This is a genomic window from Streptomyces cellostaticus (assembly GCF_023630175.1).
Taxonomy (GTDB): domain Bacteria; phylum Actinomycetota; class Actinomycetes; order Streptomycetales; family Streptomycetaceae; genus Streptomyces; species Streptomyces cellostaticus_A.
In genome coordinates this window covers 23,778-42,989 of sequence record NZ_JALLIN010000023.1, presented here as the reverse complement: position 1 = coordinate 42,989, position 19,212 = coordinate 23,778, and the positions used below count along the sequence as shown (strand labels likewise).

At 72.1% G+C, this 19,212-nt stretch carries 14 protein-coding genes and 1 pseudogene; 11 read left to right on the top strand and 4 right to left on the bottom strand.

Features of this window, described 5'->3' with window-relative positions; genetic code table 11:
* Positions 1-3: 3 nt before the first annotated feature.
* Entirely contained in the window at positions 4-909 is a 906-nt protein-coding gene (locus MXD57_RS16405; RefSeq protein ID WP_250402190.1) for an ADP-ribosylglycohydrolase family protein, read from the top strand.
* 474 nt (positions 910-1,383) lie between these two features.
* Here the strand turns inward: MXD57_RS16405 and MXD57_RS16400 are convergent, their stop codons facing one another.
* Positions 1,384-1,959, bottom strand: a complete 576-nt coding sequence (locus MXD57_RS16400) for a TetR/AcrR family transcriptional regulator C-terminal domain-containing protein (protein ID WP_250402189.1) — start codon at positions 1,957-1,959, stop codon at positions 1,384-1,386.
* Between the two features lie 14 nt (positions 1,960-1,973).
* Here MXD57_RS16400 and MXD57_RS16395 point away from each other — a divergent pair.
* The 3 genes and pseudogenes from MXD57_RS16395 to MXD57_RS16385 all read left to right on the top strand — a co-directional run.
* Positions 1,974-2,268, top strand: a pseudogene (locus MXD57_RS16395) (TetR-like C-terminal domain-containing protein); the annotation flags it as partial.
* 82 nt (positions 2,269-2,350) lie between these two features.
* Entirely contained in the window at positions 2,351-3,052 is a 702-nt protein-coding gene (locus MXD57_RS16390; protein ID WP_250402188.1) for a ribonuclease HII, read from the top strand.
* Between the two features lie 68 nt (positions 3,053-3,120).
* Entirely contained in the window at positions 3,121-3,732 is a 612-nt protein-coding gene (locus MXD57_RS16385) for a hypothetical protein (RefSeq protein WP_250402187.1), read from the top strand.
* A 272-nt stretch (positions 3,733-4,004) separates the two neighbouring features.
* Here MXD57_RS16385 and MXD57_RS16380 read toward each other — a convergent pair whose 3' ends face one another.
* Both MXD57_RS16380 and MXD57_RS16375 read right to left on the bottom strand, forming a co-directional pair.
* Positions 4,005-4,625 (bottom strand): hypothetical protein, encoded by a 621-nt coding sequence (locus MXD57_RS16380; RefSeq protein WP_250402186.1) that lies wholly within the window; start codon positions 4,623-4,625, stop codon positions 4,005-4,007.
* 285 nt (positions 4,626-4,910) lie between these two features.
* A complete protein-coding gene (locus MXD57_RS16375) occupies positions 4,911-7,076 on the bottom strand; it encodes a RecQ family ATP-dependent DNA helicase (RefSeq protein WP_250402185.1) in 2,166 nt (721 codons plus the stop codon).
* 185 nt (positions 7,077-7,261) lie between these two features.
* On the opposite strand from MXD57_RS16375, the gene MXD57_RS16370 reads away from it, so the two are divergent.
* The 6 genes from MXD57_RS16370 to MXD57_RS16345 all read left to right on the top strand — a co-directional run bounded on the left by MXD57_RS16370 (position 7,262) and on the right by MXD57_RS16345 (position 16,283).
* A complete protein-coding gene (locus MXD57_RS16370; protein WP_250402184.1) occupies positions 7,262-8,830 on the top strand; it encodes a DUF4192 domain-containing protein in 1,569 nt (522 codons plus the stop codon).
* Between the two features lie 236 nt (positions 8,831-9,066).
* On the top strand, positions 9,067-9,825 hold the full coding sequence (locus tag MXD57_RS16365; RefSeq protein ID WP_250402183.1) for an NUDIX hydrolase: 759 nt from the start codon (positions 9,067-9,069) through the stop codon (positions 9,823-9,825).
* A 151-nt stretch (positions 9,826-9,976) separates the two neighbouring features.
* Positions 9,977-12,307 carry an ABC transporter ATP-binding protein gene (locus tag MXD57_RS16360; protein ID WP_250402247.1) on the top strand — a complete coding sequence of 777 codons (2,331 nt, stop codon included), beginning with the start codon at positions 9,977-9,979 and terminating at the stop codon, positions 12,305-12,307.
* Positions 12,308-12,470: 163 nt separating this feature from the next.
* Positions 12,471-13,358: a FadR/GntR family transcriptional regulator gene (locus MXD57_RS16355; RefSeq protein WP_250402182.1), complete on the top strand. Its 888-nt coding sequence runs from the start codon at positions 12,471-12,473 to the stop codon at positions 13,356-13,358.
* Positions 13,359-13,760: 402 nt separating this feature from the next.
* Positions 13,761-15,302 carry an RNA polymerase sigma factor gene (locus tag MXD57_RS16350; protein ID WP_308290791.1) on the top strand — a complete coding sequence of 514 codons (1,542 nt, stop codon included), beginning with the start codon at positions 13,761-13,763 and terminating at the stop codon, positions 15,300-15,302.
* A 120-nt stretch (positions 15,303-15,422) separates the two neighbouring features.
* On the top strand, positions 15,423-16,283 hold the full coding sequence (locus MXD57_RS16345) for a serine protease (protein ID WP_250402181.1): 861 nt from the start codon (positions 15,423-15,425) through the stop codon (positions 16,281-16,283).
* A 99-nt stretch (positions 16,284-16,382) separates the two neighbouring features.
* Here MXD57_RS16345 and MXD57_RS16340 read toward each other — a convergent pair whose 3' ends face one another.
* On the bottom strand, positions 16,383-16,613 hold the full coding sequence (locus MXD57_RS16340; protein WP_250402180.1) for a DUF7455 domain-containing protein: 231 nt from the start codon (positions 16,611-16,613) through the stop codon (positions 16,383-16,385).
* A 439-nt stretch (positions 16,614-17,052) separates the two neighbouring features.
* Between MXD57_RS16340 and MXD57_RS16335 the strand changes: the two genes are divergently transcribed.
* A complete protein-coding gene (locus MXD57_RS16335; protein ID WP_250402179.1) occupies positions 17,053-19,176 on the top strand; it encodes a DNA gyrase/topoisomerase IV subunit B in 2,124 nt (707 codons plus the stop codon).
* The last annotated feature ends 36 nt before the right edge of the window (positions 19,177-19,212 follow it).

Genomic DNA, 19,212 nt, shown 5'->3' with positions numbered 1-19,212 from the left:
CCGATGACCGCTGATTCCTCTTCCCCTGAGCGCCTGAACCGTGCCCTGGCCAGCCTGCGCGGACTGGCGGTGGGAGACGCGCTGGGCTCGCAGTTCTTCGTACCGGCGAACTACCCCCTGCTCAAGCGCCGCGAGCCGCCCGCGGGCTTCTGGCAGTGGACCGACGACACGGAGATGGCATGCTCCGTCGTGGCCGTCCTGGCCGTCCACCACCGCCTCGATCAGGACGCGCTGGCCCGTTCCTTCGCCGAGCACCACGATTTCGACCGCGGCTACGGCCCGGCCGTCAACCGGCTGCTCCGCCTCGTCCGCGAGGGAGAGGACTGGCGTGAACTGGCGGCCGGCCTCTTCAACGGGCAGGGGTCCTGGGGCAACGGCGCGGCGATGCGCATCGCGCCGCTGGGCGCCTGGTACGCCGACGACCCCGAGCAGGCGACCCACCAGGCGGAGATCTCCGCGTATCCCACGCACCAGCACCGCGAGGCCGTGGTGGGCGCGATGGCCGTCGCCGCGGCCGCCGCGCTGGCCGCATCACCGGGCGGCCCGCCCGGCCCCGAGGCGCTCCTCGACGGTGTCATCGCGCTCATCCCGAAAAGCGCGGTCGGTGCGGGCCTGCGCCGGGCCCGCGACATGCTCGACTACGGCGATCCGGCCACCGTCGCGGCCGTGCTGGGCTGCGGTCGCCGTACATCGGCCCATGACACCGTCCCGTTCGCCCTCTGGTCCGCGGCGCGGGCCCTGACCGACTTCGAGACGGCGTTCTGGACGACCGCCCAGGTCGGCGGGGACGTGGACACGACCTGCGCGATCGTGGGCGGTGTGCTCGGCTCCGGCAAGGCGGGCACGCCCCCCGCGCCGTGGGTGGAGCGGACCGAGGCACTGCCCGACTGGGTGCCGACGGGACTCTGAGCGCTGCTCGACCGCGGGCCACGGACAGTCGTGAACTCTCCGTACCCGCCGGGAACTCTGCGTGACCGCGAGTCGTTCTGCGAGTGGCCGTCCTCCGCGTCGACACGGACGACGGCTGGGTCGGGCCGGGTGGAGCGCGGGAGGGGGTGGGGCATGGCGATCATCCGTGTGCCGGCCGTGCTCGTCCCGTGGTTCATCGCCGTGGCCCTGGTCGTGTGGACGGCCGGACCGCAGCGTGTCCCGTTCTTCCGGCTGCGGTCCGGCCGGCGGCGTGCCGCGCGGCCGCGGGCCGGTCGGCCGATGCCCGGGCCCGCCGTGCCCGAGAGGGCTTCGAGATCGTTCCTGCGGACCCTGATCACCAGCCGGGCGGTGAGGAGCCCGAGCACGGCCATGGCGGCGGCCGGGTCGAAGGCCGCAGAGATCCCGTGTGCGAGCACTTGCTGATCGTTTCAGAAGGCGCCGGTGTGTGCTCCGTCAGGCGGATTGCGTGTCCCGGCGGTAGGCGGCGAGGAAGACTCGTACCGCTTCGTCGGCGCAGTGGTCCAGTTCGGCGCGGGTGAAGTGTTCGCCGGAGCCGCAGAACATGACCTTGTTGACCGGGATCGAGGTGATGAGCCACGTGAGGTGGTTGGCCGCGAGGACTGGGTCGCCCGGAGCCAGCAGTGTGCGTCCGGCGAGCTGTTCGAAGCTTTCGGCGAGCAGGGCGTGGACGCGCTCAGGGCCGCGTTCGTAGTACGTGCGCCCGAGTTCGGGGAATCGGTCGGCCTCGGCGATGACCAGCCTTCGCAGTTGGAGCAGGCGGGGCTGAGTGAGGATGGTGACGAACTGCCGGGCGCGTGCCGTGAGGTCTTTCTCCAGGTCCTGCGGGCCGGCCGGTGAACCGGTGACGTCACTGAAGAGTTCGTCGATGCGGTCGAGGCCGCCATGGATGATCTCGGTGAACAGCCGTTGCGTGTCGGCGGAGTTCTTGTAGACGGTCTGTTTGGACACCGCGGCCAGGGCGGCGACCTCGTCCCTGCTCGTGCCCGGGTACCCCTTGTTCAGGAACACCGTCGTGACCGCTCTCCCGCCCCGGTTTCGCCCTGCGCGCCGTGATTCACGAATGCGACCAGGCGGCAGGTGGAGCGCTTCCACGGGGTGAGCTTCGACGGGCTGGTCGAGCAGCTCCGCGGGGTCGTCATCCGTGGAATCAGGCGGGGGGAAGTGCGCCCGGGCGCCGACGGCAAAGATGTCTTCGCCGCCGTCCCGGCGATGATGATGTACCGGTCGAAGATGTGCGCCAGCGAATGAGTCGATCAGGATCTCGAGGAGATGACCGACCGGCTGATGCTGCCGCTGCCGGGGCGGCACGGGGCCTGATCGGGGCCGTCGGCGTCCCTGGGTCCGATCCCGGGGGCCGGGGTGTCGCGCGGCCCCGCGGGCGGCGTAACCTTAGGGCGCCATGCCGTACGAACCTCCTACACATACCGTCGAGCGCTCCCTGCGCGCCACGACCGGAGCGAAGGTCATTGCCGGTGTCGACGAGGTGGGGAGGGGGGCGTGGGCCGGCCCGGTCACCGTCTGTGCGGCGATCACCGGACTGCGTCGGCCGCCCGAGGGGCTGACCGACTCCAAGCTGCTGACCGTGAAACGGCGCACGGAGCTGGCCGGGATACTGCAGTCGTGGGTCACGGCCCATGCGCTGGGGCACGCGACACCCGAGGAGATCGACGCCCTGGGGATGACCGCCGCGCTGCGGCTCGCCGCCGTCCGTGCCCTGGATCTCCTGCCGGTCCGCCCGGAGGCCGTGATCCTCGACGGCAAGCACGACTATCTGGGCGCCCCGTGGCAGGTGCGCACGGTCGTCAAGGGCGACCGGTCCTGCGTGGCCGTCGCGGCGGCGTCGGTGATCGCCAAGGTTCAGCGCGACAAAATGATGGCCGAACTGGGCGTCGACCATGCAGACTTCGGATTCGCGGACAACGCCGGGTATCCGTCGCCCGTGCACAAGGCGGCACTGGAGGAGCGGGGGCCCACCCCGTACCACCGCTTGTCGTGGGCGTATCTTGATGCGCTGCCCCAGTGGCGGCACCTCAAGAAGGTCCGCGGCCGGGCGGATGGAAGCGTTCCGGAGATCGAGGGCCAGCTCGGCTTCGACTTCTGACCCTTCCGCTCGCACTGATGTGCCACCCGGCCAACCGTGCCGCACCAACGTTTGATAAAAATCAGCTCATGCCTCTCATTCCCGAGGAGCCTCAGATTCACGAGAGTGCCCAGGGTCCCCGCACCGCGCCGACCCCACGCCCCGTACCCGGCCCCCGTCCCGCGGCTCCGTCCCGCCCCGGTCGTCCAGGCCCCCCGCGGCCCGCGCCGCCGGTGCAGCGCGCTCCACGCGACGCGGCTCCGGCCAAGCCGGCCCCTGCGGGCCCGGCCGCTCCCCCCGCCACTCCGGCGACTCCGCAGATCCAGTTGATCCCTGCCTCGGCCAAGGGCGCGCTCGACGCCGCCGAAGAGGCAGTGGACCTGCTCCTGGACTCGGGCCGCGCCCCCGGCGAGGTGCTGGTGATCACCACCGGCGCCCAGCATCCCTGGGCGGAGCACGAGTTGTCCTTCGGAGAAGCCGCCTACTGGAAGCAGCACGACGCCGGTGACGACGTCTTCTACACGGACGCCGTTCACGCCGCCCGTGCCGCGACCAGGCCCGTGGTCGTCGTGGCCGTCAACGGCGACTCCGCCGCCGATGCAGCCAGCGCCCTCCCGGTCGCCCACTCGCGGGCGGGTGCGCTGCTGATCGTCTGCGGTGACCCGCAGCAGATCAACGCGGTGCTGGGCGCGGGCGTCTGAGACTCGTCCGGTCCCCTCCCCGGGGGCCGGGCATGACGAAGGCCGCTCCGACGACATTCGCACGGCGCGGCTTTCGGCATGCCCGGACGGCCGGCAGCGGCTGCGCCCGAGGTGTGGGCCGGACCGCTCGCAGGCCGCTCGCGGCGATGGCCCGGGCGGCCTGCGGGTCCCGTAGCAGGGCTGCGGCCGGTGGCGCCGCCGTCAGCCGTGGTGACAGTGCGCCGGTGGCTGCGCGCACGGCCGTACCGGCCCCCGGCCCCGGGTGGCCGGTGTCAGCGGGCGGCCACGCGGCGCAGGACTTCGGAGACCGGGCCACCGGTGCGAGGGGGCAGGGGCGGTGCCTGCGACATGGCGAAGGAGTCGGGCTCCGAGTGGGCGTTCGGGTGGCGTCCGCCCCGTCCCTCCCCGAGTACCTGCCAGCCGTCCCCGGTCAGGGTGATGTAGGCCCCGCAGCGCAGACCGTGCAGCGTGCAGGCGTCCCGCAGCCCCCACATCCAGGCGCCGTCCTCCTCGGTCCAACGCGCTTCGCCCTCACGGCAGTAGAGCAGCACCGCGGTGCGCACGGGAGTACGGCGCCGCAGGTCGTGCGGGATGACCCGGCGGAGCTGGGCCAGCAGCGCGTTGCGGAACATCCAGCCGTCGGCCGGCGCGGGGCGCCGAACGAACGACGCGCTGGCGCAAAGCCGTTCCTCCGGATCCAGCACGGCGACCACCGCCGTGGAGGGCCGGGGGCGATGGCGGGCGTGCAGACCGCCGACAACCTCACGGGGGTTGCGCAGCAGGGGGATTCCGGCGGATGCCCACTCCGCGGGCTCGAGCAGGCGACTGGCGGAAGCGGCGGACGCGGACGTCGACAAGGAGGCCGCCGAGGACGAGGCGAATCCGAAGGTCACGTTCCTCCCTTCGGCTACGCGCCCACACTGCGGGCGAGGTCGGATTCGGGGGAGCGCGCACCGCGGCGAAGCCCACGGTTCATGGGCGAGCCGTGCGGGGAGCGGACTTCAATTCTTCCTGTCGAACTTGGATGCGGCAACGAGCAATTGGAGCCGCCGACGGTTATCTGGCGGTGCGTGGCTTATATCCCTACCCACAGGGGGTGCTGAAGACCCCTGTGGAGCTCCGCCGTGGCACGCCCGTGCCCCGCGAGCCGTGCCGACCCTGCTCGCGGGGGTGCACCGTCACCCCTGGACGGCCAGCACCAGGGGCAACACCCCTTCGGCGCCCGCCCTTCTGAGCAGGCGTGCCGCCACGGCGAGGGTCCAGCCGGTCTCGGTGAAGTCGTCCACCAGCAGGACCGGACCCTCGGCGGCGGCGAGCGCGGCGGCGAGGTCCGGCGACAGCGTCAGCGAACCGTCCAGGGCCTTCAGCCGCTGGGCGCTGTTGCTGCGCGGCACCCGGGGCGCGTCCCCGGCGTACTCTACGGAGCCGAGCAGCGGCAGCCGGCCCACCTCGGCGATGCGCGCGCCCAGGGAGCCGATCAGGGCGGGCCGGGAGCGGGAGGCGACGGTGACCACACCCACCGGCCGGGCCTGGCCGTCGGACGCCCCCGACGTCCACCCGCCCGGTCCCTTCGCCCAGTCGGCCAGCACGTCCACCACGGCTCGCGCCACGTCGTCGGGTACGGGCCCGTCGGAGGCCCGGGGTGCCAGCAGGGGCCGCAGCCGGTTGCCCCAGCCGATGTCCGAAAGCCGGCCCAGGGCCCGCCCGGGCGCGGCCTGCTCGGCGGCCGTGATGCGGCCCTTGAGGTTGATGCCGATCGCCGGGAGCCCGGTGGGCCACATGCGCCGGGGCTCCACCTCGACTCCGGCACGGCCGAGGTCGACGCGCGCGGCGTCCAGCGCCGCCGTCGTGGTGTCGGCGGTGAAGCGCGCTCCCGCGCAGTTGTCACAGCGGCCGCAGGGCTTGGCGCCCTCGTCGTCGAGCTGCCGCTGCAGGAACTCCATCCGGCAGGCCGTGGTGGAGGCGTACTCGCGCATCGCCTGCTGCTCGGCCCCTCGCTGCCGGGCCACCCAGTCGTACCGCTCGGCGTCGTAGGACCACGGTCGCCCGGTGGCGCTCCAGCCGCCCTTGACCCGGCGCACCGCTCCGTCCACGTCCAGGACCTTCAGCATGGTCTCCAGCCGGGACCGGCGCAGTTCCACCAGGGGTTCCAGGGCCGGCAGGGACAGCGGCCCGTCGGCGCGGGCGAGGACGTCGAGAGTGCGGCGCACGAGGTCCTCGGAAGGGAAGGCGAGCGAGGCGAAGTACTGCCAGATCGCCTCGTCCTCCCTGCCCGGCAGCAGCAGCACCTCCGCGTGCTCCACGCCACGGCCGGCGCGGCCGACCTGCTGGTAGTAGGCGATGGGGGAGGACGGCGAACCGAGGTGCACCACGAACCCGAGGTCCGGCTTGTCGAAGCCCATGCCGAGCGCCGACGTGGCGACCAGGGCCTTGACCCGGTTGGTGAGCAGATCGTCCTCGGCCTGCTGCCGGTCGGCGTTCTCCGTCCTGCCCGTGTACGGGGCGACGGTGTGGCCGCGCTGCCGCAGGAACGCGGTGACCTCCTCGGCGGCCGCCACGGTGAGCGTGTAGATGATGCCGGAGCCCGGCAGGTCGTCGAGGTGGTCGGCGAGCCATGCCATCCGGTGCGCCGCGTCCGGCAGGCGCAGCACGCTGAGGCTCAGGCTCTCCCGGTCCAGCGGACCCCGTAGCACCAGGGCGTTCGAGCTGCCGCCGGTGCCGAGCTGCTCGGCCACGTCGGCGGTCACGCGTGCGTTGGCCGTGGCGGTGGTGGCCAGCACGGGGACACCGGGCGGGAGGTCGCCGAGCATCGTGCGCAGGCGGCGGTAGTCCGGGCGGAAGTCGTGGCCCCAGTCGGAGATGCAGTGGGCCTCGTCCACGACGAGCAGTCCGGTCGCGGCGGAGAGTTTGGGCAGGACCTGGTCGCGGAAGTCGGGGTTGTTCAGCCGCTCCGGGCTGACCAGCAGCACGTCGACCTCGCCGCGCTCGATCTCGCCCTGGACGGACTCCCACTCCTCGGTGTTGGCGGAGTTGATGGTCCGCGCGTGGATCCCGGCGCGGGCCGCGGCCTCCACCTGGTTGCGCATGAGCGCGAGCAGGGGGGAGACGATCACCGTGGGCCCGCTGCCGCCGGCCCGCAGCAGGGACGTCGCCACGAAATACACCGCGGACTTCCCCCACCCCGTGCGCTGCACGACCAGGGCCCGGCGCCGGTCGGCGACCAGCGCCTCGATCGCCCGCCACTGGTCCTCGCGCAGCCGCGCCGTGGCGGTGGTGTCCCCGACGAGCCGGGCGAGGACGGCGTCGGCCCGTGCCCGGAGGTCCGTGTTGCTGGTGTGCTCCATACGTCCCATACAACAGGACGGGACCGACAGCCGGGCGGGACGGTCGCCGCTGACGGCCATCCACGGCGCCCGGGCCGTGGCAGGCCGTCTGCGGCCGCGGTCACCGGCCGCATGTTTGTCGTGTCCCTGATTTGAGTTGTCCACAGGCTCAAGCGGAACTCGGGCATCCGCGAGATCGTCGGCGCATGACGAATCACAGCGAAACGACCGGACCCTTCGACGACGGCGATCTCGCGGGGCGCGAGCCGGTGGGCGGGCCTCCGGACGACCGGTCCGCGCAGGACCCCCAGGTCACGCTGCGCACCCCCGCCGAGCTGGCCGACGCCCTGCCGTACCTGCTCGGCTACCGCCCCGAGGACAGCATGGTGCTGGTCGCCCTGCATGACCGGGAGGGCCGGGGCAGGTTCGGCGGTCGCGCCCGGCTGGGCATCCCGGCCGGCCGGGAGGACTGGCCGGAGGCCGCCCGGCAGCTTGCCCGGGGCCTGGTGGCCGGCGGAGAACGACGCGGTACGCGGCCCGGGCAGATGGTCGCCTACGTCTGCCGGGAACCCGGTCCCGGGGAGACGGGACGGGACGTCATGAAGCGGCTCGAACCGCTCGCCCAGCTCCTGCGCACCGAATGCGGCAGCCTGGACGTGCCGGTGATCGAGGCATTGTGCGTCTCGGACGGCAGGTTCTGGTCGTACTGCTGCCCGGTCGAGGGGTGCTGTCCGGCCGACGGTACGCCGATGGGCCTGCCGGGTACCTCGGTGCTGGCCGCCGCGGCCACGTACGCGGGGATCCAGGTGCGCGGCACGCTCCGCGAGCTGCGAGCCAGGCTGCTGCCCTGGGAGACGGGTGCCGTCCTGGAGCAGGAGGTCGCCCTGGACGCGGCCGGCATGTCCCTGGTGCCCCGCATTCTGGACGACGCCGCGCGTGAGCGCGTCGCCGAGGAGACCCTCGGGCTCGCCGACCGCGTCATCCGCCGGTTCGCGGCGGCGGCGCCGGTGTCCGGCGTCCACCGGGCGGACCTCCGTGACGACGGCCTGCTCGCGCACGACGAAGCGGCGACGCTGGTCCTCGGACTCCAGGACCGCACGACCCGCGACCGCGCGGCCGGGTGGATGGAGGGCGAGGACGCCGGGCCGGCCCTGAGGCTCTGGCGTGCGCTGGCCCGCCGCTGTGTGGGTCCGTACGGCGAGCACGCCGCCGCGCCGCTGACGCTGGCCGGCTGGGTGGCCTGGTCCTCCGGCGACGAACTGGAGGCCCGGGAGGCCCTGGCCATGGCCCTCGGCGCCGATCCCGACTACCTGTTCGCACGGCTGCTGCACCAGGCCTGCAACGAGGGGCTCGACCCCGAGTCGATCCGCAGGTGTCTGCGTGCGGCACGCGAGCGCCCCGTCGGGCCGGATGCCGCGCACCACGCCGCCCCGGCGGCCACGGCCGGGTCCGGCGAGCCCGCGTCCACCTCCGTCGACGGGCCCGGAACCCTTGCGCGGCGAGGCGGCCGCGGTGCGCAGAGCGCCCGGGCCGCCCATGGCCCGCGGCGCCGTCGGCGGACTCGCTCCACAGGCTCCGTCGACGGCGCCGCCCGGCCGCTGCGCGAGGGCGAAGGGCACCGGGGCCCGCCTGGCTCCCGGCCCCGGCCGCCGGGCTCCTCGCCGTCCCGTCCGGACAGCGCCAAGCGGCGTGCCGCCCGCGGGCGTGAGCGTGACGGCACACCCAACGGCACCGCGGCGCCGAGTGGACATCGAGAGGGCGAGGGGGACGCATGAGAGCCCGGCGCCGAGGCGGGCGAGGGCGCGGAGGCACCGGGTGCACCGTACGCACCGGGCGCGATGGCGGCCCGGCCTGTGCCGCAGAGACCGCAACAAGGGCCTGACCTCGTGCGACAGCGGTGACATGAGGATGGGCGGCCCGTCCCGCGCGCATACCGGAACGAAGCGGATCCACCGCTGGAGCGACCGGTGAAGGGAGTGTTTATCGTCAGGAAGACGACTATGATCGCGGCATGCCCTACGACCCGTCAGCCTTTCCGCCCTTCGCCGTCACCGTGGACCTGGTCGTGCTGACCGTGCGCCGCCATTCGCTGTGTGCACTGGCGGTGCGCAGGGGTGAACCGCCGTTCCAGGGGCGGTGGGCGCTGCCCGGCGGTTTCGTACGGGCCGACGAGGACCTGTCCCAGGCGGCGGCGCGGGAGCTGGCCGAGGAGACCGGGCTGCGCGCCCACGATCCCGCGGCTCCGGCCCAGGACAACGGCGCCCATCTCGAGCAGTTGGCCACCTACGGTGACCCGAAGCGGGACCCCCGGATGCGCGTCGTCAGCGTCGCCCACCTCGCGCTGGCCCCGGATCTGCCCGCGCCCCGGGCGGGCGGCGACGCCAGCAACGCGCGCTGGGCGCCGGTCGAGGAACTGCTCCAGCAGGGCGGGTACGGCCGCGACGGGGAACCGGTGGCGCCGCTCGCCTTCGACCACGCCCAGATCCTTGCCGACGGAGTCGAGCGGGCCCGCTCCAAGATCGAGTACTCCTCGCTGGCCACCGCGTTCTGCACGCCCGAGTTCACCGTGGGGGAGCTGCGCCGGGTCTACGAGGCGGTGTGGGGGGTCGCGCTCGATCCGCGCAACTTCCATCGCAAGGTCACCGGGACACCGGGATTCCTGGTGCCGACCGGTGGTACCACGACCCGCCAGGGTGGCCGGCCGGCGCAGCTCTTCCGGGCCGGCGGCGCCACCCTGCTCAACCCGCCGATGCTCCGTCCCGAGGTCTGACCACAGCGGCACCCGTTCCGGTTCCGGCCGGGGCGCCGGTGCGTCCTTCTTCCCCCTATCGGCTGACGTGTGCTCCGCTCGACTTGCGCATCACGAAAGAACGGATACGGGATACCGGCAAAATAGGACATTGCGCGATATCTTTCTGCAGGTGATCCAGGCCTTCGGATTGACCAGCAACCCCCGCAAGGCGCACCCGCCCGCCGTCGACGACGTCTCCTTCGAGGCGCTCGCCGGTCATGTCACCGCGCTCCACGGGGCCGAAGGGGCGGGCAAGTCGACGACGCTCAGGCTGATGCTCGAACTGCAGCAGGGCCGGGGCATCACCCACTTCCGGGGGCGGCCCCTGCACCGGATCGCTCACCCGTCACGGGAAGTCGGCGTACTGCTCGGGGACGTGCCCGGCCATCCGGCCCGCTCGGTCCGCGGCCACCTGCGCATGCTGTGCGCGGCGGCCGGTGTTCCCGTTCGCCGCGCGGACGAGGTGCTCGAGGTCGTCGGGCTTGTCAGCCTCCGCGAGGAACGCCTCGGGACCCTTTCGCGCGGCATGGATCGCAGACTCGGACTGGCCTGTGCGCTGCTCGGCGATCCGCACACGCTCGTGCTGGACGCCCCGACCGCATGCCTGTCCGCCCGTGAGGCGCGCTGGGTGCACGGCATGCTGCGCGCGCACGCGGGCCAGGGCGGCACGGTGCTGTTCACGACGGCCGACCCCAAGGAGGCCGCTCGCACGGCCGACCGGGTCGTGACCCTGGACGGCGGCAGGCTCGCGGCAGACCAGGAGGGCGGGGAGTTCGCCCGCACCCGGCTGCGCCCGCGCGTGGCCGTCCGCAGTCCCTACGCCGCCCGCCTAGCGGCCCTGCTCGCCAAGGAGGCCCGCACCGCACAGCGCTCCGTCGAGGTCGTACGCGAGGCCGGCAATCGTCTGTCGGTGTACGGCAGTACGACCGCCGACGTCGGTGAGATCGCCTTCCGGCACGGCATCCTCGTCCACCAACTCGCGGACGAGGTGGGTGACATGAGATCGGGCGCGGGATCCGAGGGCGGCGAGGACGTGAGCCGGGAGCCGCTGTCGGCCGGGCGGGACCGGGCTGTCCCGGACCACCGCCCGCCCGGAAGGGTCCAGATGGTCTCCGGCTCGCAGCCGCAGGGAAGGAGTGCCGTAACGGCGTCGGGGCCGCCCCTCCCTCCCTCCGAGGGGCGCGAGAGGCCGGTGTCCCGGGTCTCCCTCGCGGACGCCGGCCCGGAGCGGAACACCGACGCCCCACGCCCGGTGCCCGCGGGTGTGCGTGACGTCCTTCCGGCGAAGGCGGACACCGCCGAGGGGGCGCTGGCGGAGAGTGCGCCGAAGTCCGATACCGCGCCGGCGGCCGGCCGCGCCGCTTCCGCCGCCGAGCCGCCCGAGGGCGGCGTCGACGCGGCGCCCTCCGGCGCCTCCGCGCCCGCCGCTGGTGCCCGCCGCGACGAGTCCCCTGCGCAGGCCGAACCCGCGCAGGCGGCCACCGGCACCCGAGCCGGGGCCGACGCCACGGCCGTGGCAGCCGCCGACACACACGGGGCCGGCGCTACCGTGCCCGGCGCGCGGACGCCGGGAGCCGGGCATCCGGCCGGCAGGCGGCCCCGGGCCGGAGCGCAGCCGAGCTCGCTCGCCGACGCGGCCCGTACGCTCGACGCCCTGTCCCCGCTCCCGCCCCCCATCTCGGTCCGCGCCGCCCGCGGCCCGCTGCGCCCGCTGCGCTACGAACTGCGCCGTGCCGCGGGAATCGGCACCGGCTTTCTGACCTGCGGGGCCGCCCTGCTGGTGTCCGCGCTCACCGCCCTCCTCCTCGCCCGGATCGGTCACACCCCACAGGCGCGGCTGTTCGCCGCGTGGCCGAGGGAACTGCCGCTGCCGCCCACGGCGCTCGCGGCGGGCCTGCTCGGCGCCCTGGCCTTCGGGGACGAGTTCCGTCACCCCGCGCTGGCGGCGGACCGCGGCACCGTGCCGCGCCGGCTGGGCCTGCTCACCGCCAAACTCCTCGTCTCCGGAAGCACCGCCCTGCTGCTGGCCTTCCTCACGGCGGGCTGCGACGCCGAGGTTCTCTACCTGGTGCACGGACGCGAACTGACCCGAGTTCCCTCGGACTGGCTCTCCCTGAGCGCGAGTTGGTTCGGTCTTGTCGTCGGCTGTGCCTGGGCCGGCGTGCTGGCGGCCGGAATCTTCCGGTCCACGACGGCAGGTCTCGCCGCCGTCCTCACCGTTCCCGTCGTCCTCGTCCCCGTCCTGCGCTGGATGCTGGGCGGGCCGGCCGTGCGGACGGCGGCCGGACTCCCCCTGCGGATGCGGGAGGTCCTGCTGCTGCAGTGGCCCTTCGGAGGCGAGCGCTACCTGCTGGCCACGGTACGGCTCCTGGCCCAACCCGTCGGCGGCGCACTGACGTTGTCGTTGGCCGGGCTGTTGTGCGCCTACCTGGTCACGACCGTGCGAACCAGGGTCCGGTGACCATCGCCACGAACGCATCCGGTCCCGCCGTGCCAACAACTCCCCGATTACGGCTCGTTTCTTTCCGATAAGGCGTCAATTGCGACGGGGTGAGCGATCACCCTTTCGTGTGCTTTTCACCAAAGACCTCAAGGGAGTTGGAGACGACGCCGACAAAGGATGCGTGAGTACCCTTGCGCACACCATGATGACCGCCGCCCGCTCCTCAGACTCCGGTCTGGTCGGCCCGGGCGAACTCGACCGCTATCCCTACACGGATGCCCCGGTGAACGACCGGGTCGGAGCGCCCGCCTGGGAGGGAGCGGATCCCGAGCTGGGCCGCGTCGGGCGGCGCGCCACGGGCAGTCGCGGACGCGGACTGCACGGCCAACTCGTTCAGCAGCTCGGTCAGATGATCGTATCGGGCGATCTGGGCGCCGACCGCCCGCTCGTGCCCGAGGAGATCGGCCAGCGCTTCGAGGTCTCCCGCACCGTCGTCCGTGAGTCCCTCCGCGTCCTCGAGGCCAAGGGCCTCGTCAGCGCCCGCCCGAACGTCGGCACGCGCGTGCGTCCCGTGAGCGACTGGAACCTCCTGGATCCGGACATCATCGAGTGGCGGGCCTTCGGGCCGCAGCGCGACGACCAGCGCCGTGAGCTGAGTGAGCTGCGCTGGACGATCGAGCCGCTCGCCGCCCGCCTCGCCGCCGGGCGCGGCCGGGAGGAGGTCCAGCAGCGCCTGTCCGACGTGGTCGAGATCATGGGTCACGCCATGGCGCAGGGTGACGCGCTGACGTTCTCGCGTGCCGACGGCGAGTTCCACGCGCTGCTCATCCAGATCGCCGGCAACCGCATGCTGGAGCACCTCTCCGGGATCGTCTCGGCCGCTCTTCAGGTCTCCGGTGGGCCGGTCGCGGGTTGTGACCGGCCGAACGAGGCCTCCCTCGCGCTGCACGCGCGGATCGTCGACGCGCTGGGCGCCGGCGACGGCACGGCCGCGGAGACGGCCATGCGCCAGCTCCTCACCGTCCACCCCGAGGTGGAGCGCGTGGTTCCCGCCCCGCGCGAGCACTGACCCGTCTCCAGCCGTGCGGTCGCCGGTGTGCCGCGATGCCGCGGCCGGCGCGCCGGCCCCCGCCGGAATCCCGGAGTCCGGCGGGGCCCGGCGCCGCCGCGGCCGGACCGCGATCGGCCCCGGTCGGCGGGTGGTTGCGCAGATAATCCCTTATGGCAGTCTTCGGTGGTTTCCATCGCTTACGGGGTGTGACTCGGGCCACGCAGATTGGGCGTAACGCTCGCGGGAGCAGCGCGATGACCTAAGAGGTGACAGCCGCGGAGGGAATATGGACGCCTGGCAAGGCGCTGTGCATCTCCCTGGCTCCCGCCCGCTCCGTCGGCCCACCCCCGGCCGGTGGTCGGTTCCCGTCCGTCGCGGACGGGGCCGGAAGCCGTTTTCCAACGTTCCGAGAGGTTGTTCGTGTCGGCCAGCACATCCCGTACGCTCCCGCCGGAGATCGCCGAGTCCGTCTCTGTCATGGCGCTCATCGAGCGGGGAAAGGCTGAGGGGCAGATCGCCGGCGACGATGTGCGTCGGGCCTTCGAAGCCGACCAGATTCCGGCCACTCAGTGGAAGAACGTACTGCGCAGCCTCAACCAGATCCTTGAGGAAGAGGGTGTGACGCTGATGGTCAGTGCAGCAGAGCCCAAGCGCACCCGAAAGAGCGTCGCAGCGAAGAGTCCGGCCAAGCGCACCGCCACCAAGACGGTCGCGGCGAAGGCGGTGACCACGAGGAAGGCCACCGCCACCACGGCCGCCCCGGTCGCGCCCGCCGTCCCGGCCGCCGACGAGCCCGTCGAGGAAGCCGCACCCGCCAAGAAGGCGGCAGCCAAGAAGACGACCGCCAAGAAGGCGGCAGCGAAGAAGACCGTCGCCAAGAAGACGGTCGCCAAGAAGACCGCGGCCAAGAAGGACGACGGCGAACCGGTCGAGGAAGAGGTCCTCGAGGAGACCAAGGTCGCCGACGAGCCCGAGGGCACCGAGAACGCGGGCTTCGTGCTGTCCGACGAGGACGAGGACGACGCTCCCGCCCAGCAGGTCGCCGCCGCCGGTGCCACCGCGGACCCGGTCAAGGACTACCTCAAGCAGATCGGCAAGGTCCCGCTGCTCAACGCCGAGCAGGAGGTCGAGCTCGCCAAGCGCATCGAGGCGGGTCTGTTCGCCGAGGACAAGCTGGCCAACGCCGACAAGCTCGCCCCCAAGCTCAAGCGCGAGCTGGAGATCATCGCAGAGGACGGCCGCCGCGCCAAGAACCACCTGCTGGAGGCCAACCTCCGCCTGGTCGTCTCCCTGGCCAAGCGGTACACCGGCCGCGGCATGCTCTTCCTGGACCTCATCCAGGAGGGCAACCTCGGTCTGATCCGCGCGGTCGAGAAGTTCGACTACACCAAGGGCTACAAGTTCTCCACGTACGCCACCTGGTGGATCCGTCAGGCGATCACCCGCGCCATGGCCGACCAGGCCCGCACCATCCGTATCCCGGTGCACATGGTCGAGGTCATCAACAAGCTCGCGCGCGTGCAGCGGCAGATGCTCCAGGACCTGGGTCGCGAGCCCACCCCGGAGGAGCTGGCCAAGGAACTCGACATGACCCCGGAGAAGGTCATCGAGGTCCAGAAGTACGGCCGTGAGCCCATCTCGCTGCACACCCCGCTGGGCGAGGACGGCGACAGCGAGTTCGGTGACCTCATCGAGGACTCCGAGGCCGTGGTCCCCGCCGACGCGGTCAGCTTCACGCTGCTGCAGGAGCAGCTCCACTCCGTCCTGGACACCCTGTCCGAGCGCGAGGCCGGCGTCGTCTCCATGCGCTTCGGCCTCACCGACGGCCAGCCGAAGACCCTCGACGAGATCGGCAAGGTCTACGGCGTGACGCGTGAGCGCATCCGCCAGATCGAGTCCAAGACCATGTCGAAGCTGCGCCACCCGTCCCGTTCGCAGGTGCTGCGCGACTACCTCGACTAGGGCCGTTCGTACGACGCCGAAGGCCCGGCTCCCCTCGGGAGGCCGGGCCTTCGTGCTGCGCGCGGCGGCTGCCTGAATGACTCTGGGTGTTCCGGTACGACCCCAGAGTGAGGAATCCGAATGCGTCGTTCGATTGCCCGGGCACTGATCGGGCCCTTGGCCCTTGCGGCCGTGGTGACCGCCATACCCCTGGCCGCCTCGGCCTCCGCCGCCCCCGCGGGGGTGGTCGTCGGCGGGTTCCCGATAGACGTCTCACAGGCCCCGTGGACCGTGGCGCTGTCGAGCCGTGACCGGTTCGGGCGTACGCGGGCGGGGCAGTTCTGCGGCGGCGTGGCGGTCTCGCGGACCACCGTGCTCACCGCGGCCCACTGCATGGCCGATGAGGTCGTGGGGACGCCCCCGAACCGGGTCGGCGACCTCAAGGTCATAGCGAGCCGCACCGATCTGCTCTCCACCGAGGGCGAGGAGATCGCCGTACGGGACGTCCGGGTGAATCCGCGTTACGACGTCGAGACCAACTCCGGCGACTTCGCGGTGCTCACGCTCGCCGAGCCGCTGCCGCGCGGCGCCGTGGTCGCGATGGCGCCCAAGGGCGACGCCGCGTACGAGCCGGGGTCGCAGGCCCTCGTCTCCGGCTGGGGCGACGTCACGGGCGGCGGGGCCTATCCGCGCCACCTCCACGCCGCGCGCGTACGGGTGCTCGCGGACGACGTCTGCGCCCGTGCCTATCCCGGCGGTCCGGACGGGGCCTATCGCGCCGACACCATGCTCTGCGCGGGGGATCTCGCCGGCGGCCCGGACGCCTGCCAGGGCGACAGCGGGGGGCCGCTGGTGGCGTCGGGCCGGCTGATCGGGCTGGTGTCCTGGGGAACGGGGTGCGGGCGGCCCGGGGATCCGGGCGTCTACACACGGGTCTCCGACGTCCTCAGGAGCCTGGGAGGGTCGGCTGCGGGTCCCCAGAGGCCCGAGAAGGGCTCCTGAGGCCGCCACGGAGGTACGAGCGCGGGCGGCCGCTCCCGGAGGGGAGCGGCCGCCCGTTCACCGGCCTGCGCCGGGGCTGGCTCGTCGTGTGTGCGAGATTCAGCGTTCTTCGTCGGAAGCGGTGCTCGGAGCGGCCGTCAGCCGCTCCGTCTCGTCCTGTATCTCAGCGGCGATCTTCTTGAGTTCCGGCTCGAACTTGCGACCGTGGTGGGCGCAGAAGAGCAGTTCTCCGCCGCTGAGCAGGACGACGCGCAGGTATGCCTGGGCGCCGCAGCGGTCGCAGCGATCGGCGGCCGTCAGCGGGCTCGCGGGGGTCAGAACAGTAGTCACGTCGCCTCTTCTCTAGCTCGACGAGCTGTCGTACCAGGGTCAACATCCAACCAGCCCGAAAACGTTCCCGCTCGTGGCTTTTCCTCGAAAGAATCTTCCGGGGCGGCTGTCTGCTGCCGGTTGGCGGCGAATGTGCCGTAGTGCGTGTCTTGGGTGCTTACGGTTTCGCGCGGTATCCGGTCTCTGTCCTCCCGGCTGGGTTGCCGGTTGTTCATGAGGACGTGCCCGGAGCCTAAATGGTTCATGCCTCCAATGGAACGTGATGTGGACTTCACCCCATCGAGGGATCGAACATCTATGCGACCGTGGACTAGGGTGAGATTTCGACGAGGGTGGCGTTACAACGGCTCTACCAGGCCTCGGTACCCTCTGAGCGGCAACCGACGCCGCCCCCTTACCCACAAGGGGGTCACCTGAAATTCAGCGAGGAGCGAACCGCGTGACCGCCGATACGTCCGTGCCGTCCACAGCGCTGCTGGCAGGAGCAGACCGGGACGGTTCCAACTACACCGCGCGGCACCTGCTCGTCCTCGAGGGCCTCGAGGCCGTGCGGAAGCGCCCGGGTATGTACATCGGCTCGACCGACAGCCGCGGTCTGATGCACTGCCTGTGGGAGATCATCGACAACGCCGTGGACGAGGCCCTCGGTGGATACTGCGACCACATCGAGGTGATCCTGCACGACGACGCCTCCGTGGAGGTGCGGGACAACGGCCGCGGCATCCCCGTGGACGTCGAGCCCAAGACCGGCCTGTCCGGCGTCGAGGTCGTGATGACCAAACTGCACGCCGGCGGCAAGTTCGGCGGTGGCTCCTACGCCGCCTCCGGCGGCCTGCACGGCGTCGGCGCCTCCGTGGTCAACGCCCTCTCCGCCCGCCTCGACGTCGAGGTGGACCGCGGTGGGCACACCCACGCCATCAGCTTCCGGCGCGGCGTTCCGGGAGCCTTCCGCGGTACCGGCGCCGAGGCGAAGTTCGAGGCCGGCAGCGGCCTGGCCAGGAGCAAGAAGATTCCCAAGACGCGCACCGGCACGCGTGTGCGGTACTGGGCGGACCGGCAGATCTTCCTGAAGGACGCCAGGCTCTCCCTGGAGACGCTGCACCAGCGTGCCCGGCAGACGGCCTTCCTGGTGCCGGGGCTGACCATCGTGGTCCGGGACGAGTTCGGACTCGGCGAGGGCGGCAGCAAGGGCGAGGAGTCCTTCCGCTTCGATGGCGGCATCAGCGAGTTCTGCGAGTACCTGGCGGCCGACAGGGCGGTCTGCGACGTCCTCCGCTTCTCGGGGCACGGCACCTTCAAGGAGACCGTCCCGGTCCTGGACGAGCACGGCCAGATGACCCCGACCGAGGTCGCGCGCGAACTCGGCGTCGACATCGCGCTGCGCTGGGGCACCGGCTACGACGCGAAGCTGCGGTCGTTCGTGAACATCATCGCCACCCCCAAGGGCGGCACCCACGTCGCCGGCTTCGAGCAGGCCGTCACCCAGACGATGAACGAGGTGCTGCGGGCCAAGAAGATGCTCCGCGTCGCCGAGGACAACATCGTCAAGGACGACGCCCTGGAGGGCCTCACCGCCGTCGTCACGGTGCGCCTGGCCGAGCCGCAGTTCGAGGGCCAGACCAAGGAGGTCCTCGGTACGTCCGCGGCCCGCCGCATCGTGAACAACGTGGTCACCAAGGAACTGAAGGCGTTCCTGACCTCCACCAAGCGGGACGCGGCCGCCCAGGCCCGGGTCGTGATGGAGAAGGTCGTCGCCGCCGCCCGTACCCGGGTCGCGGCCCGCCAGCACAAGGACGCGCAGCGGCGCAAGACCGCCCTGGAGTCCTCGTCCCTGCCGGCGAAGCTCGCCGACTGCCGCAGCGACGACGTCGACCGCAGTGAGCTGTTCATCGTCGAGGGCGACTCGGCGCTCGGTACGGCCAAGCTGGCCCGGAACTCCGAGTTCCAGGCCCTGCTGCCGATCCGCGGCAAGATCCTCAACGTGCAGCGGTCGTCGGTGACCGACATGCTCAAGAACGCCGAATGCGGCGCGATCATCCAGGTCATAGGGGCGGGCTCGGGCCGTACCTTCGACCTCGACGCGGCTCGCTACGGCAAGATCATCATGATGACCGACGCGGATGTGGACGGTTCCCACATCCGCTGTCTGCTGCTGACGCTGTTCCAGCGCTACATGCGTCCCATGGTCGAGTCCGGACGGGTCTTCGCCGCGGTACCGCCGCTGCACCGCATCGAGCTGATCCAGCCGAAGAAGGGGCAGGAGAAGTACGTCTACACGTACTCGGACCGCGAGCTGCGCGACAAGCTCATGGAGTTCCAGAGCAAGGGCGTCCGCTACAAGGAATCGATCCAGCGCTACAAGGGCCTGGGAGAGATGGACGCCGACCAGCTCGCCGAGACCACGATGGACCCGCGGCACCGCACCCTGCGCCGGATCAACCTGTCCGACCTGGAAGCCGCCGAACAGGTCTTCGACCTGCTCATGGGCAACGACGTGGCACCGCGCAAGGAGTTCATCTCCGGGTCGGCGGCGACCCTGGACAGGTCGCGGATCGACGCGTAGCCACGGCACCCGGCCCCGTTCGGCCGGTCCGATCAT

What these genes read in the sequence shown, in the direction of transcription:
- MXD57_RS16370 (WP_250402184.1), top strand. Translation starts at nt 7,262, where the DNA reads ATGACGAATCACAGCGAAACGACCGGACCCTTCGACGACGGCGATCTC.
- MXD57_RS16385 (WP_250402187.1), top strand. Translation starts at nt 3,121, where the DNA reads ATGCCTCTCATTCCCGAGGAGCCTCAGATTCACGAGAGTGCCCAGGGT.
- MXD57_RS16345 (WP_250402181.1), top strand. Translation starts at nt 15,423, where the DNA reads ATGCGTCGTTCGATTGCCCGGGCACTGATCGGGCCCTTGGCCCTTGCG.
- MXD57_RS16375 (WP_250402185.1), bottom strand. Translation starts at nt 7,076, where the DNA reads ATGGAGCACACCAGCAACACGGACCTCCGGGCACGGGCCGACGCCGTC.
- MXD57_RS16365 (WP_250402183.1), top strand. Translation starts at nt 9,067, where the DNA reads ATGCCCTACGACCCGTCAGCCTTTCCGCCCTTCGCCGTCACCGTGGAC.
- MXD57_RS16390 (WP_250402188.1), top strand. Translation starts at nt 2,351, where the DNA reads ATGCCGTACGAACCTCCTACACATACCGTCGAGCGCTCCCTGCGCGCC.
- MXD57_RS16405 (WP_250402190.1), top strand. Translation starts at nt 4, where the DNA reads ATGACCGCTGATTCCTCTTCCCCTGAGCGCCTGAACCGTGCCCTGGCC.